This is a genomic window from Candidatus Goldiibacteriota bacterium HGW-Goldbacteria-1 (assembly GCA_002839855.1).
In the GTDB taxonomy this organism is placed as follows: Bacteria; Oederibacteriota; PGYV01; order PGYV01; family PGYV01; genus PGYV01.
The window spans coordinates 42,248-55,751 of record PGYV01000004.1 but is presented as its reverse complement, the minus strand read 5'-3'; the positions used below and the strand labels follow the sequence as shown (position 1 = coordinate 55,751).

The following is a 13,504-nucleotide window of genomic DNA, read 5'->3' as shown; positions in this document are numbered from 1 at the left end:
CGGTATACGGGCATACAGATGATTTCAAAAGATATTCTTAAACGAATCAAAAAAATAGAGATTACCGCGAAGCACCTTGTAAACACGGAGCTTCAGGGCGAATATCTGTCGTCATTCAAAGGGCGCGGCATAGAATTTACCGAGGTCAGGGAATACAATCCCGGTGATGATGTAAGGGTAATTGACTGGAACGTCACCGCCAGGATGAATATGCCCTACATCAAAACATTTATTGAAGAGCGTGAAATGCAGGTGGTCTTTGCCGCGGATTTAAGCGGCTCTTTGAATTTTGGCACCAGGCAGACCTTAAAAAGCGGGCTGATGCTTGATTTTACCGCAGCCCTTGCTTTTGCCGCCGCGATAAACAGCGACAGGGTGGGGCTTTTGGGTTTTACTTCCGTCCCTGAAAAGTATATTCCGCCCAAAAAAGGAAAAAAACACGTCTTAAGGATTCTGCGCGAAATTGTATACCACGAAACAAAAAATAAAGGTACTGATATAGGCGCGGCTGTAACTTATCTGGCGCACGCTTTAAAAAAGAAGAGCACGGTTTTTATAGTATCTGATTTTCTTGATGAAAAAGATATTTCTGAACCCCTTAAGATTCTGTCCCACAGGCATGAAGTAATTGCCGCGGTACTGCGTGACCCTGCCGAATACGAAGTGCCGGACATGGGCATAGTGCCTTTCTTTGACCCGGAAACAGGGGAGACGCAGTGGGTGGATACTTCCGGCACGGGCGGAAAAGCCGCGGCTTTAAAAATGCAAAGAACCAAAGATGATAAATTATTCAAACTGTTCCGGTCCACGGGTGTTGATTATATAAAACTTGAATGCGGCGGTTCTTATCTTAAGGAAATAGTCTCCTTTTTTAAAAAACGCGAAAGGAGATTAAGATGAGGTTTGAAAACGAAAATCTGTTTCTGGCTGCGGGGATAATGGCGGGTATATTTATTATATCCCTGATACTGCGGATAATCTTTCGGGGCAAAGTTGTCCATTCCAATATAAAAGGAATAAGCAGGGGGAAAACAACCGCACCGCTTATTGTGTATCTTCCGGATATTTTAAAGTTAGCCGCTGTAATACTTCTTATCATAGCGCTGCTGCGGCCGCAGTCGGTTAAAAAAGAGACCGAAGAAATCATAAAAGGCATTGATATAATAGCGGTGCTGGACGTTTCCGGAAGCATGCAGGCTGATGATTTAAAACCAAACAGGCTTGAAGCGGCAAAAAAAGTAATAAATGATTTTGTGGCGGGTTTAAAAAATGACAGGGTGGGAATGGTGGTCTTTGCAGGCAAAAGTTTTACCCAATGCCCTCTTACAAACGATTATGAAATTATACGGACATTTATAGAGCAGATAAATTTTGAAACGGTAAAGATAGACGGCACAGCGGTAGGCGAGGCGATATTAAACGGTATAAACAGGCTTGAAAGTTCCGGCGCTTCCAAAGTGATGATAGTGACAACGGACGGCCGAAGCAATAGGGGAATGATTCCGGAAGAAGCGGCAAAGATTGCCGCCTATAAGGGAATAAAAATATATACGATAGGAATAGGAAAAAAAGGCGGCGCGCAGGCGTATGGCTTTGATGTTTACGGGAACCGCAGGCCTTATGTGGATAATTACGGCAGGCCGGTAATGTATGAGGAACCGGACGAGGAATCTTTGGGGCGCGTGGCCTCTGTGACCGGGGGAAGGTATTTCAGGGCAACTGATAATAATGCCCTGCAAAAAATATATGACACCATAGCACAGCTTGAAAAACAGGAAATTAAAGTTAAAAATTATGAAAAGCACGAAGACAAATTTTACGCGTTTTTAATTGCAGGCGTTATTTTGCTGCTTCTGGCGCTTCTGCTTGAAGCGGTTAAATTACTAAGGATTTGATTTGATAAGTTTTTGCGGTTAAGTGCCGCTGCTCGACGGCAAAAATATTTTTAAGGAGTAAAATTTGAATTTTGGAAATGAAAAGGCATTACTAATCCTGATAGCTGTGGTACCGCTGTGCGCTTACCTTGGATACAGGGTCTTTAAGATACTGCGCGCCATGCATGGATTTGCCGATAAAAATACGGCGGCAAATATTATGACGCCGGTAGATTACAGGCTGGCGGCGTTAAAATATATCATGCTTTTTGCCGCTGCAGCGCTTATAATTATTGCCCTTGCAAGGCCGCAGGGAAAACCCATTCCGTTTGTAAATGAAGCGTCCGGTATAGATATAATGATTGCCATGGATGTCTCTTCAAGCATGGGCGCGGTTGATATGCAGCCAAACAGGATGGAAGTTGTTAAAAAGGGGCTTCGTGATTTTATAAACAGCCTTGCGGGCGACAGGGTGGGAATGATGACGTTTGCGGGCGTGGATTTTATGCAGTGCCCGCTGACACTTGATTACGAAACTTTGAACCTTATCATAGACGGGCTGTATCCGGGAATGCTGGCAAAAGACGGCACAGCACTGGATACATCCATCCGCAATTCTGTTGACCGGCTGCAGTCAAAAGGCGGAAAGTCCAAAATACTGATTCTTATAACTGACGGCGAAAACACTGAAGGCGGCGACCCGATAGCTGCCGCGAAGTATGCCGCTGAAAAAGGCATAAGGATATACGCCGTGGGCGTGGGTACAAAAGAAGGCGGAAAAATTCCCGAAGGGCGTGACGCGTGGGGCAGGGTTTACAATAAAATATACAAAGGGCAGGAAGTAATATCACGGCTTGATGATAATGAACTGCGGCAGATAGCGGGAATTACGGAAGGCAGGTTTTACAGGATAACGGACGCCGGCGCGTTTAGAAAGATTAAAGAAGATACATATTTGATGGAAAAGAATAAAAGTAAAAAAGAACAGATAAAGTACGAGGAGAATTACACAATTTTTCTCCTCTGGGGTTTAATCCTCTTAATCCTGCATTACGCCCTGCCGGTAAGGGTTAAGTACTTCAAGATTAAGCCGAAGAGTAATAAATAGTATAATAGTTTTAGTATTTAGTGCAACAATAAACGTTATCATAAGATAACAAAAATAATTATTGAAAGTTATCTTAAAATTGTATATAATTGGGGTGTAAGAGTGGGAATTTCGGAGGGGACACTGGAACTGGTTCGCGAAATGGCAAGATCCCAGGATTTTACTATTGCTGCCAGGAATAAAAATATAGAGACTTTTGACCGTTTGAATTATATTCCGCCGTTTCTAAAAGATGTATCTGAAGTTATCTCTGATTTGAAAGTTGAAGACTGCTCAAAAGGCCCTGAAAAGGATACAGGAGGGCATGAGGGTGAAATTTATACCTTCAGAAAAACAGTTAATGGTATTAATGTTTACATAAAGATAAGATTTCTGGAAGATGACGGGATGACTTATATGACAATAATTTCATTTCATAATTGATAAAGAATAAGAGGGTGCCATGAAAAAAGTATTATGTCCGGAATGCGGGAAATTAACAGTACCCGAAATTATAACGGCAGAACGCGAAGTTATGGTCAGAGGCGAAAAAATAAAGGTAACATCGGATATGCCGAAATGTACCTGTTGCGGCAGTGAATTACTGATGAATGGGGAAGGTAAGGATTCATTTACGCTTGCGTATGATAACTACAGAAAAAATCACAATCTTTTAACGCCGGATGAGATAAAAAATATAAGAGAAAAGTACAAACTTAGCAGCAAACCATTCTCCAAACTTTTGGGGTGGGGAGAATTAACAATATATAAATATGAAAAAGGAGCATTGCAGGATGATGCTCATGATGAAGTCCTGAAATTTGTTAATGATCCGGAAAATATGAAGATGATCTATGAGGACAAACTTAAGGATAATTTAGAAGAAAGTGAAAGGTTTGAATTCGAAAATAATTTAGACAGACTTTTAGGGCAGATAAACCCTTATGAAAAAATAATTCAACTTAAATTCAGGTACAAACCGAATGAATTCAGCGGCAACAGGCCGTTTAGTATTGAGAAGGCGGAAAATCTTATTTTGAAAATTATTAAATGTTCGGTAAAGAAAAGTCTGTTTGAGGTTCAACTTGTAAAGTGCTTGTTCTATTCTGATTTTTTGAATTTTAAGAACAGCGGAATATCCATGACCGGCCTGCGTTACGCGCATGGCCCTTATGGGCCTGTTGTTGATGAGTATCATGATTTATTTGATTATATGACTGCCAATAAAATGGTTAATATGCAGGTTATACCTTTTGAAATTGGTGAAGGGCATCAGTATACAAACATAGCTGAACCTGATGAATCGGTTTTTTCTGAAAGTGAAAAGAAACTTGTGGATGAAATTTGTAAAAAACTTACCCCTCTAAGTTCCAAGCAACTTTCCGAAAAAACGCACAAAGAAGTCCAGGGATGGAAAGATACAGCCAGTGGCCAGCACATTACCTACAAATACGCAGAGAGAATTAGCAGTATATAGATGCGTATTAAGTTTAATATATAGAATCCAAACTTACAGTACAAACGTAATGAAACAACTGTGGTGTAGTTTTTTTTATTTATGGGATATGGGATAAAAGTCTATGGGTTAAATATACGCCCTGTAAAACATCCACGCCGATACAGCGAACATTATTATGGCAAGGGCCGCATTTATGAATTTTTTATCCGCTTTGGCGGAAATGTGAGAGCCTAAGTATCCGCCGGCAAAAACTGCTGCGCCAAGAACGGCCACAAGTTTAAGGTTAAGGTTGCCTGCCGCAAAATGCCCGGCTGCCGCGGCAGACGCTGTAAGCACAATAAGGGCGGAAGATGTGGCAACAGCCACTTTGGAAGGCACGCGAAAAATAAAGGTCATAATAGGGACTTTGGCAAAACCGCCGCCTATTCCCAGCAGCGAAGCTATAAAACCGGCAAGAAAAAACAGGGGAACCCCAAGCCATAAATTGATAAAATACGTAATCCCGGTCATTTTGCTTTCTATGAAGCCTATTTTTTTAGGTTTTGGCTGATTTATTTCTTTCGGGGTTTTAAGCATAAGTAATGCGGATATCAGCATCATTATTCCGAAGAGAATTTCCAGAATTGTTTCCGAAAAAATAACCGAATTAAGCCCGCCTATAAGCGCGCCGATTATAGCGCATGGCCCCATAAAGATAACTATTTTCCAGTCAATCAGTTTATTTGAATTGTAAACGGCTGTGGCGGTAACCGACATTATTATCATTATGCAGACGGAAACTGCGGCCGCTTCGTGAAATGGGAGCCCTATCTGAAGAAGAAGGGGGACGTAAAAAACGCCTCCGCCAAGGCCAAGCATGGAAAATATTACAGCCACGCAGAAAAAGAGAATAAAAGTAACAGCCACTTATTTGTATCTTCCGGAAAGGCGCTTAAAAACAATTTCGATAAGGTTAAAAAACATTTTGGCGGAATCGCGCAGCGGGTTGACCTTTGTGCCTGGGGCGTCAAACCATTCCACAGGGCTTTCGCATATTTTATATTTAAGCAGTTTTGCAATATACAGAAATTCCACGTCAAAGCCAAAACCGTCTATGGTCCTTCTTTTTACTATTTCAAGGGCGCAGCTGCGCCTGAAACTTTTAAATCCGCACTGGGTGTCGTTTATTTTTAAGCCCGTCATTGTTTTAACAAATAAATTAAAGGTCCTGCCCATAAAGTCCCTGTAAAAAGGCTGCTTAATTTTTTTAAAGGCGCCCGGTACCGCGCGGGACGCAACAACGATGTCGAAACCGTCATTATGAAGCTTAATAAAAGGAGCCATAAATTCTATGGGCGTGGAAAGGTCGGCGTCGGAAAAAAATATGATTTCTCCGGATGATTTTAAAAAACCGTGCGCTACAGAGTAGCCTTTGCCGCGGTTGCCGGGGTTTTTAATAACGGATACGCCGTATTTTTCCGCAATAGAAACTGTAGCATCCGAACTGCCGTCATCCACGACTATAATTTCGGCATCTGTGCCGCTTTTAACAAGGTAATCTCGTATAAGTTCAAGTGTTTTTGGAAGCCTGTTTTCCTCGTTAAACGCCGGTATTACAATAGAGACTGAAGGCAAATTTTTCTCCTTAAAGTTTATGTGTATTTATAATAATGAAAAGCGGCGGAAATGTAAATAAGTATTTCAGACGGAGGGTTTTGACTTTAATACTGTTTATTGATAAACTTATTCAAATAAAAAATGGAGGGTAATATGCCAAAAGTAACAATATCATTAAAAAAAGGAAAGACAGCGGAAGAAAAGAAAGTAATATTCGGCGCGGTTCATAAAGCTCTGATGGACGCGTTTAAGATACCGCAGACGGACCGCACACTTTTCATGAATGAGTATGAGCCGGAAAACATGGACGGCAAAGAGGGGTTTACCCTTGTGGAAGTGTCGGCATTTAAAGGCAGGACGCAGGAGATGAAAAAGCTTTTATACAGGCTGATTGTTGAAAACCTGAAAAATGACGCGGGTATAGACCCGCAGGCGGTCATGATAATAATTTATGATGTGCCAAAGGAAGACTGGGGAATCCGCGGCGGGCAAATGGCGTCTGAAATAATCAAGTGACAGGTAACAGGTTACAAGTTACAACTTACAAGTTACAGGTGACAGGTTACAGGTGACAGGTTACAGGTGACAGGTGACAGGTTACAGGTGACAGGTTACAGGTGACAGGTGACAGGTGACAGGTGACAAGTGACAAGTGACAAGTTGCAAGTTGCAAGTTGCGAGCTGTAACCTGTAACCTGTAAGTTGTAACTTGTAACCTGTTAGCTGTTACTTGCCAGCTGTTACATATTGTGGTGTGATTGCCCCACAAATACAACATATTGTATATAAGCGGGTAAAAAATGGCTTGACACCACATCCTTGGGGTGTATAATTGCAATCCTGTTTTAAATAAAAATGGTGGAATCCCATAAAAAACTTATACGCATATATTACGTATATTCAGGAGGAATAACATGGATGTAAACAAACTGCGCGAGCCTAAGCTTTCGGACAACGCGCTTACGGTATTAAGAAAAAGGTACTTTGTAAAGGATGATAAGGGCAATCCAATTGAAGGTACTAAAGAGCTTTTTGTAAGGGTGGCGAATAATATTGCCCAGGCAGAAAGAAATTACGGGGCAAACCAGGCTGAAGTTGACAACACGGCGGAAGATTTTTATAACCTTATGACCTCGCTGGACTTTTTGCCCAATTCCCCCACGTTAATGAACGCCGGGCGCGACCTTCAGCAGCTTGCGGCGTGTTTTGTACTTCCTATTAAGGATTCCATTGACGGAATTTTTGATGCCATAAAGTCAGCGGCAATAATACATAAAAGCGGCGGCGGAACCGGTTTTTCTTTCTCGCGCTTAAGGCCAAACCGCGACAAGGTTAAAACCACAAACGGCGTGTCGTCCGGCCCGGTATCTTTCATGAAAGTATTTAACGCCGCCACAGAAGCGGTAAAGCAGGGCGGAACCCGCCGCGGCGCCAACATGGGAATTCTGCGCGTGGACCATCCGGATGTCCGTGAATTTATCACATGTAAGGCGGATGACAAGGACATAAATAATTTTAACATTTCCGTAGCCATCACCGAAAAGTTTATGGAAGCGGTAAAGCACGGCAGAAAGTATGACCTGATAAACCCGCGCAACGGGGAAGTAATAGCGCAGGAAGACGCGCGCGAGATATTTGACATGATGGTGGAATATTCGTGGAGAAACGGAGACCCCGGCATTGTATTTATTGACAGGATAAACAGGGACAACCCCACGCCTAACGTTGGCGAAATGGAATCCACCAACCCGTGCGGAGAGCAGCCGCTTCTGCCTTTTGAAGCGTGCAACTTAGGTTCCGTTAACCTTGCCAATATGCTTGATGATAAAAAAGTGAATTATACCAAACTGGCAAAGACCGTAAAACTTGCGGTGCGTTTTCTGGATAACGTCATAGACATGAGCCGTTACCCGCTTGATGAAATTGATAAGATGGTGCGCGGCAACCGCAAAATAGGGCTTGGAGTCATGGGCTGGGCGGATATGCTTTTAGAAATGGGCATATCATATAAATCCGAAGAAGCTGTAAAACTTGCGGAAAAAGTAATGAAGTTTATCCACGAAGAAGCGGAAAAGGAATCCGTGGAGCTTGGTAAAAAACGCGGACTGTTCCCAAATTATAAAGGCTCCGCTATTGAAGCAAAAGGAAAAAAATTAAGAAACGCCACATTAACCACCATCGCGCCCACCGGCACTTTAAGCATGATAGCAGCGTGCAGTTCCGGCGTAGAGCCGCTTTTTGCGGTGGCGTACATTAAAACTGTTATGGATAATGACAGGCTTCCGGAAATAAACGCAAGCTTTTTAAAGGCGGCGCGCGAGCGCGGGTTTTACAGCGATAATCTGATGATGAAGATAGGTGAACACGGCCACATCACAGATGATATGAAAGAAGTACCGGAAGATATCAAGAAAACATTTGTGACAGCGCACGATATTGACCCTGAATGGCACATAAAGATGCAGGCGGCTTTTCAAAAATACACCGACAACGCGGTTTCCAAGACCGTTAATTTCAAGAACAGCGCCACAAAAGATGACGTGCGCGAAGTTTATATGCTGGCGTATGAAATGGACTGCAAAGGCGTCACAATTTACCGCGACGGATCGCGCGATGTACAGGTGTTAACTGTTTCAACAAAAGATTCTTCCGGGGCAAAGGTAAAAACCGCTGACCCTGACAGCATATTAAAGCATGCGGACATTGAACCGAGAAAAAGGCCGGATATCACTTTTGGCCGCACAATAAAGATGAAAACGGGCTGCGGCAACCTTTACGTTACGGTTAACGAAGATGAAGAAGGTATCTGTGAATTGTTTACCACAATGGGAAAATCCGGCGGATGCGCAAGCGCGCAGGCGGAAGCGATATCACGCCTGGTATCAGTGGCTTTAAGGGCGCACGTAAAACCGGAAGTAATTGTAAAACATTTAAGGGGCACGCGCTGCCCGGCGCCCGCGTGGCAGGAAGGCGGAATTGTGTTAAGCTGCCCGGATGCCATCGGTATAGCCATGGAAAAATATATTCATGAAAAAAGCGAAAATAAAGATAAGTTCATATTCAAAAATACAATGGAAAAGACAATGGGAGAAACCTGCCCCGAATGCGGCACCACAATGGAACACGAAGGCGGCTGCAATGTGTGCAGGGTCTGCGGTTATTCCAAGTGCCTCTAATAAAAAACGGAGACTATCATGAAACATTCAGAGTATTTTGAAGGCAAAGTTCAAAGTTTAAGTTTAAACGGAAAATTCGGAAATGCCACAGTCGGTGTGATAGAGCCCGGACAATATACTTTTGGAACTGCCACACAGGAAACAATGACGGTGGTGGAAGGGCAGATGTCTGCCAAACTTCCCGGACAGGAATGGAAAGTGTATAAAAAAGGCGAAAGTTTTATTGTGGAACCAAAGGTGTCTTTTGACTGCAGGTGCGAAGAATCCGCGGCGTATATCTGTTATTATAAATAATATTTCAGCTGCGTGTTTCTGAGTAATTATAATTTTTACATGGATTCAGTATATTTTTTCAGAAAGCGCTGCAAATTGGTATGTTTGTAATCGGAAAAATTTGAAATCCCCTGTATATTAACATCATTGGCAATCGGGAGCCTGTGGGATGTACTTGTATGCCGGCGCGGCATCACATCCGGATTGCCGGATATAAAGTATGCTTGGGCAGCGCTTCTGAAAAAACATACTGAATCCATGTCATATATTTGATTTGTTAAACCAACCTGATTTTTTAGCTGACATTTATAATGCCAAAAAGAATGATTCAGGCGGCAAATTTTTGTGATATAATCGGTAATAAATATAGGGAGGTGGGTTGTGGAAAATACAAAAAACGGGGAGCTTCACTTGAAAGCAAATGAAAAAAGGGAATATCCAAGGCAGTCTATGGCAGTATCCGTAAGATACAAACTTTTGACGCCTGAAGAGGCGGAAAAAGCTATGGCGCGCCATTTTGACCCTGATAAAATGATGCAGGATTACAGCCAGGGCGAATCATCCGATGTTTCCAAGAACGGCCTTTCCATGTACGTGAACGAAGAAATAAGGCTTAAAAGCCTGATGGCCGTTACCATGTATCTGTCTGTGCCGGGAATATCGTGCAACTGCAAGGCACTGGCAGAGGTGGTAAGAAGGGAATCAAATACCGAAGGCGGTTTTTACGCATATAAAGTGGGGCTGCGATTCGTAAAAATAATTCATCACAACCTGAAAAATTATACATACTTAAATTTAAATGATCTATTAAATATCAAAGAACAGAGTTTCGAGGGGCAGGCCGGAAAATGAACGAAAAGGAAGAGAAAGAAGGCGACCTGCTTTTTCCGCAGGAAAGGCGTGAATACCCCAGGGTAGCGGTAAATGTAAAGGTGCGTTACAGGGTTTTGGGCGACAGCAAAGAAGACCTTGAACTTGCCAAAAAGTTTAACCCCGAAGAGATTTTCAGGGTTTTTAAAGAGAACGAAACTGTAAATATTTCCACATCCGGACTTCTGATGTATTCAAACGAAAGCATCCCCGAAAAAAGCATAGCGGCTGTAAATTTTTATATGCCGCTGCCCGGGCTGTCAAGCACGTGCACGGCGCTTGCGGAAACCATAAGGTGCATAAAGACCGCAAGCGGCAGGTACCTTGTGGCGCTGAAATTCCTGAAAATAACCCACCACGACATGACAAAATATAAGTATCTTACCCTTACAGAAATCCTTGCCATAAAAGGCGCGGAAATAAAGCTGGATTGACGGCGGCAGCTGGGCAGCTGGGCAGCTGGGCAGCTCAGCGGCTCGGTATTGCGTGTTAGCCGAGCTTCAGAGCTGCTGAGCTGCCGAGCTGCGTGTTTTAATAACCGCTATTGAATCCGCATTAATTGTATAATATAATAATTAATATGAATTCATACCACTCTACCGGAGGTATTCAATGAAAGCAGTTATTCTTGCAGGCGGATTTGGAACAAGGTTAAGGCCGCTTACCACAAACATTCCCAAACCCATGGCGCCGGTAATGAACACGCCGATGCTGGAGCACATAATAAACCTCTTAAAGAAATACGGCATGACGGATATTACGATGATGCTGTATTTTCAGCCGGAAGTGATAACAAGTTATTTCAGGGACGGCGCGGATTTTGGCGTTAAAATTAATTACGTCACGTCCGAACAGGACCTTGGTACCGCAGGCTGCATAACGCTTGCAAAAGAAAAACTGAAAGATGACAGTTTCCTGATTATAAGCGGCGACGTTTTTACAAGTTTCAATCTTGGCGATGCCATGGCAAGCCACAAAAAAAATAAAGCGCTTGCCACCATAGTGCTTACAAAGTCCACAGACCCTTTAAGATACGGCATTGTGGTCACAGAAAAGGACGGGAAGGTATCAAAGCTTCTTGAAAAACCATCCTGGGGTGAAGTGTTCTCTGACACTATAAATACCGGCATTTACATATTTGAACCGGAAATTTTCAAAAACATCCCTGAAAATGTGGACTATGATTTTGCCAAACAGCTTTTTCCGGATTTGCTTGCAAAGAAGAAAGCCCTGTATGGTTTTACCGGGGACGGTTACTGGAAAGACATCGGTACGCTTGCGGAATACAGGCAGGTGCACGAGGATATATTAAAAGGCGAAATAGAGTGTGAAATTAAAGGCGAAAGAAAAGGCAAGATAGGACGCGACGTATGGGTGGGAAAAGACGTAAAGATAGCAGCCGGCGTAAAATTCAGGGACGCCGTGGTGATTGGAAACAACGTCACTATTGAAGAGGGCGCGGAAATAGCAAGTTCTGTAATCGGCGACAACTGTTATATTGACAGCGGCGCCAAGATTGTGCGTTCTATCATATGGGACAACAACAAAATTGAAAAGGAAGTTGATATTAAAGAGGCTGTAATAGGCCGCAACAATATGATACGTTACAAGGCGTACATTGGCGTGGGCGCGGTTATTTCCGACGACTGCCATATTGGAAAAGAGACCATAATTAAACCTGAAGTAAAGCTGTGGCCAAAAAAGACAGTGGATGATTTTTCTGTTATCTCCGGATCGCTTATTTACGGCGAACGGTGGAGCAACAGGCTGTTTGATATTTACGGCATTACCGCCATGGCAAACACAGAAATTACACCTGAAATAGGCGCAAGGATAGGCGGCGCGTTTGGGTCCACATTAAAAAAAGGCAGCCATGTGCTGATATCGCGCGATTACCACAGGGCGTCATTTATGATAGAACGCAGCATAATGGCGGGCATACTTTCAACAGGCGTTAACATTTACGACTTTCGCATAATGCCGCTTCCGGTTACAAAATATGTCGCCAAGTCTCTAAAAGTGGCGGGCGGGCTTCATATAAGAAAGTCGCCGTATGACCCGAAGATGCTTGATATTAAATTCTTTGACAGCGACGGCATGGACATTTCGCTGTCACAGGAAAAATCCATAGAAAATTCTTTTTTCCGCGAAGAATACAGAAGGGCGGAAAGCGATGATGTGGGGATAATTTCATACCCGCCAAGGGCGCTGGAATATTATCAGGACGGTTTCATGAAATTTGTGGACGTGGAAAAGATAAAAGCCAGAAGGTTCAAAATAATCATAGATTATTCATACAGTAATGCTTTAAATATTTTCCCGTCCATTTTAGGCGGGCTTAACTGTGATGTTATAGCGCTAAACGCCCATAATAACGAGAAAAAACTTACCCGTTCCGCGGAAAAATTTCAGACAGACTTAGACAGCCTTGCCGGAATGGTAAAGACCTTAAAAGCGGACGCCGGTATAATGATAGACGCCGGCGCTCAGAAAATTTTTATTGTAGATGATAAAGGCCAGCTTTTGATTGAAGATGACGGCCTTATGACAATGGTAAAACTTTTCCTTGGTTCAAATAAAGGCGCTACGGTTGCGGTTCCGGTAAATGTACCCGGAGTTTTTGAAAAAATGGCGCTGGCAGACGGCGGCAAAGCATTGCGCGTGGGTACAAGCTACCGCGCCATGATGACAGCCGCTAACACGGGCAAGGCAAAGTTTGTGGCGGAAGAAAAAGGCGGGTACATTTTTTCGGAATTCCAGCCGGCTTTTGACGCCATGATATCCACGGTAAAATTCCTTGAATACCTGGCAAAATACGGCAAACCGCTTTCCACTTTAGTGGCTTCGCTTCCAAAGTACATAAAACTTACCGATACAGTCCCTGTACCATGGGATAAAAGGGGCGCAGTTATGATGGCGCTTGGCGAAATGAAGAAAAAGAACGACGTTAATGAAGTTGAAGGCATAAGGTTCACTGAAACCACATCCAACGCGCTTATTATTCCGGATAATGACAGGCCGTATTTTCATATTTACGTGGAAGGCGCCACAAAGGCGGCCGCGGCAAAATTCATGCAGAAGCAGAAGGATATGCTGGTAAAGATTATAAAGGCATAGCCCGGCAAAATACCGGATACTGCAAAAAAGTATAGAAAATACCTAAAAAATG

Annotated in this window: 13 protein-coding genes; 11 read left to right on the top strand and 2 right to left on the bottom strand. The window is 43.1% G+C overall.

Annotated elements, in window-relative coordinates; genetic code table 11:
• Positions 1-18: 18 nt before the first annotated feature.
• From CVV21_03975 to CVV21_03955, 5 genes are all read left to right on the top strand, one after another.
• Positions 19-900, top strand: a complete 882-nt coding sequence (locus CVV21_03975) for a DUF58 domain-containing protein (protein ID PKL91916.1) — start codon at positions 19-21, stop codon at positions 898-900.
• On the top strand, positions 897-1,895 hold the full coding sequence (locus tag CVV21_03970; protein PKL91915.1) for an aerotolerance regulator BatA: 999 nt from the start codon (positions 897-899) through the stop codon (positions 1,893-1,895). Before CVV21_03975 ends, CVV21_03970 begins: the two co-directional genes overlap by 4 nt.
• A 64-nt stretch (positions 1,896-1,959) precedes the next feature.
• A complete protein-coding gene (locus tag CVV21_03965; GenBank protein ID PKL91914.1) occupies positions 1,960-2,982 on the top strand; it encodes a hypothetical protein in 1,023 nt (340 codons plus the stop codon).
• Positions 2,983-3,123: 141 nt separating this feature from the next.
• On the top strand, positions 3,124-3,405 hold the full coding sequence (locus CVV21_03960; protein PKL91913.1) for a hypothetical protein: 282 nt from the start codon (positions 3,124-3,126) through the stop codon (positions 3,403-3,405).
• Between the two features lie 19 nt (positions 3,406-3,424).
• Positions 3,425-4,438, top strand: coding sequence for a hypothetical protein (locus CVV21_03955; protein ID PKL91912.1), 1,014 nt, complete (start codon positions 3,425-3,427; stop codon positions 4,436-4,438).
• A 108-nt stretch (positions 4,439-4,546) separates the two neighbouring features.
• Here CVV21_03955 and CVV21_03950 read toward each other — a convergent pair whose 3' ends face one another.
• Both CVV21_03950 and CVV21_03945 read right to left on the bottom strand, forming a co-directional pair.
• Positions 4,547-5,326 carry a hypothetical protein gene (locus CVV21_03950; GenBank protein PKL91911.1) on the bottom strand — a complete coding sequence of 260 codons (780 nt, stop codon included), beginning with the start codon at positions 5,324-5,326 and terminating at the stop codon, positions 4,547-4,549.
• Positions 5,327-6,061, bottom strand: a complete 735-nt coding sequence (locus CVV21_03945) for a glycosyl transferase (GenBank protein ID PKL91910.1) — start codon at positions 6,059-6,061, stop codon at positions 5,327-5,329.
• A 96-nt stretch (positions 6,062-6,157) separates the two neighbouring features.
• Between CVV21_03945 and CVV21_03940 the strand changes: the two genes are divergently transcribed.
• The 6 genes from CVV21_03940 (at position 6,158) to CVV21_03915 (ending at position 13,452) form a co-directional block, all read left to right on the top strand.
• Positions 6,158-6,532, top strand: coding sequence for a tautomerase family protein (locus tag CVV21_03940; protein PKL91909.1), 375 nt, complete (start codon positions 6,158-6,160; stop codon positions 6,530-6,532).
• Between the two features lie 398 nt (positions 6,533-6,930).
• Positions 6,931-9,192, top strand: coding sequence for a ribonucleoside-diphosphate reductase, adenosylcobalamin-dependent (locus CVV21_03935; GenBank protein ID PKL91908.1), 2,262 nt, complete (start codon positions 6,931-6,933; stop codon positions 9,190-9,192).
• A 15-nt stretch (positions 9,193-9,207) separates the two neighbouring features.
• Positions 9,208-9,486, top strand: coding sequence for a hypothetical protein (locus CVV21_03930; GenBank protein ID PKL91907.1), 279 nt, complete (start codon positions 9,208-9,210; stop codon positions 9,484-9,486).
• A gap of 360 nt (positions 9,487-9,846) precedes the next feature.
• The gene (locus CVV21_03925) at positions 9,847-10,317 is read left to right on the top strand and encodes a hypothetical protein (protein ID PKL91906.1); all 471 of its coding nucleotides are present in this window, start codon (positions 9,847-9,849) and stop codon (positions 10,315-10,317) included.
• Positions 10,314-10,769: a hypothetical protein gene (locus tag CVV21_03920; protein ID PKL91905.1), complete on the top strand. Its 456-nt coding sequence runs from the start codon at positions 10,314-10,316 to the stop codon at positions 10,767-10,769. The genes CVV21_03925 and CVV21_03920 overlap by 4 nt, the downstream gene beginning before the upstream one ends.
• A 178-nt stretch (positions 10,770-10,947) precedes the next feature.
• Positions 10,948-13,452 (top strand): nucleotidyltransferase, encoded by a 2,505-nt coding sequence (locus tag CVV21_03915; GenBank protein PKL91904.1) that lies wholly within the window; start codon positions 10,948-10,950, stop codon positions 13,450-13,452.
• Positions 13,453-13,504 lie beyond the last annotated feature (52 nt).

What these genes read in the sequence shown, in the direction of transcription:
- CVV21_03975 (PKL91916.1), top strand. Translation starts at nt 19, where the DNA reads ATGATTTCAAAAGATATTCTTAAACGAATCAAAAAAATAGAGATTACC.
- CVV21_03960 (PKL91913.1), top strand. Translation starts at nt 3,124, where the DNA reads ATGGCAAGATCCCAGGATTTTACTATTGCTGCCAGGAATAAAAATATA.
- CVV21_03970 (PKL91915.1), top strand. Translation starts at nt 897, where the DNA reads ATGAGGTTTGAAAACGAAAATCTGTTTCTGGCTGCGGGGATAATGGCG.
- CVV21_03940 (PKL91909.1), top strand. Translation starts at nt 6,158, where the DNA reads ATGGAGGGTAATATGCCAAAAGTAACAATATCATTAAAAAAAGGAAAG.
- CVV21_03935 (PKL91908.1), top strand. Translation starts at nt 6,931, where the DNA reads ATGGATGTAAACAAACTGCGCGAGCCTAAGCTTTCGGACAACGCGCTT.
- CVV21_03915 (PKL91904.1), top strand. Translation starts at nt 10,948, where the DNA reads ATGAAAGCAGTTATTCTTGCAGGCGGATTTGGAACAAGGTTAAGGCCG.
- CVV21_03920 (PKL91905.1), top strand. Translation starts at nt 10,314, where the DNA reads ATGAACGAAAAGGAAGAGAAAGAAGGCGACCTGCTTTTTCCGCAGGAA.
- CVV21_03955 (PKL91912.1), top strand. Translation starts at nt 3,425, where the DNA reads ATGAAAAAAGTATTATGTCCGGAATGCGGGAAATTAACAGTACCCGAA.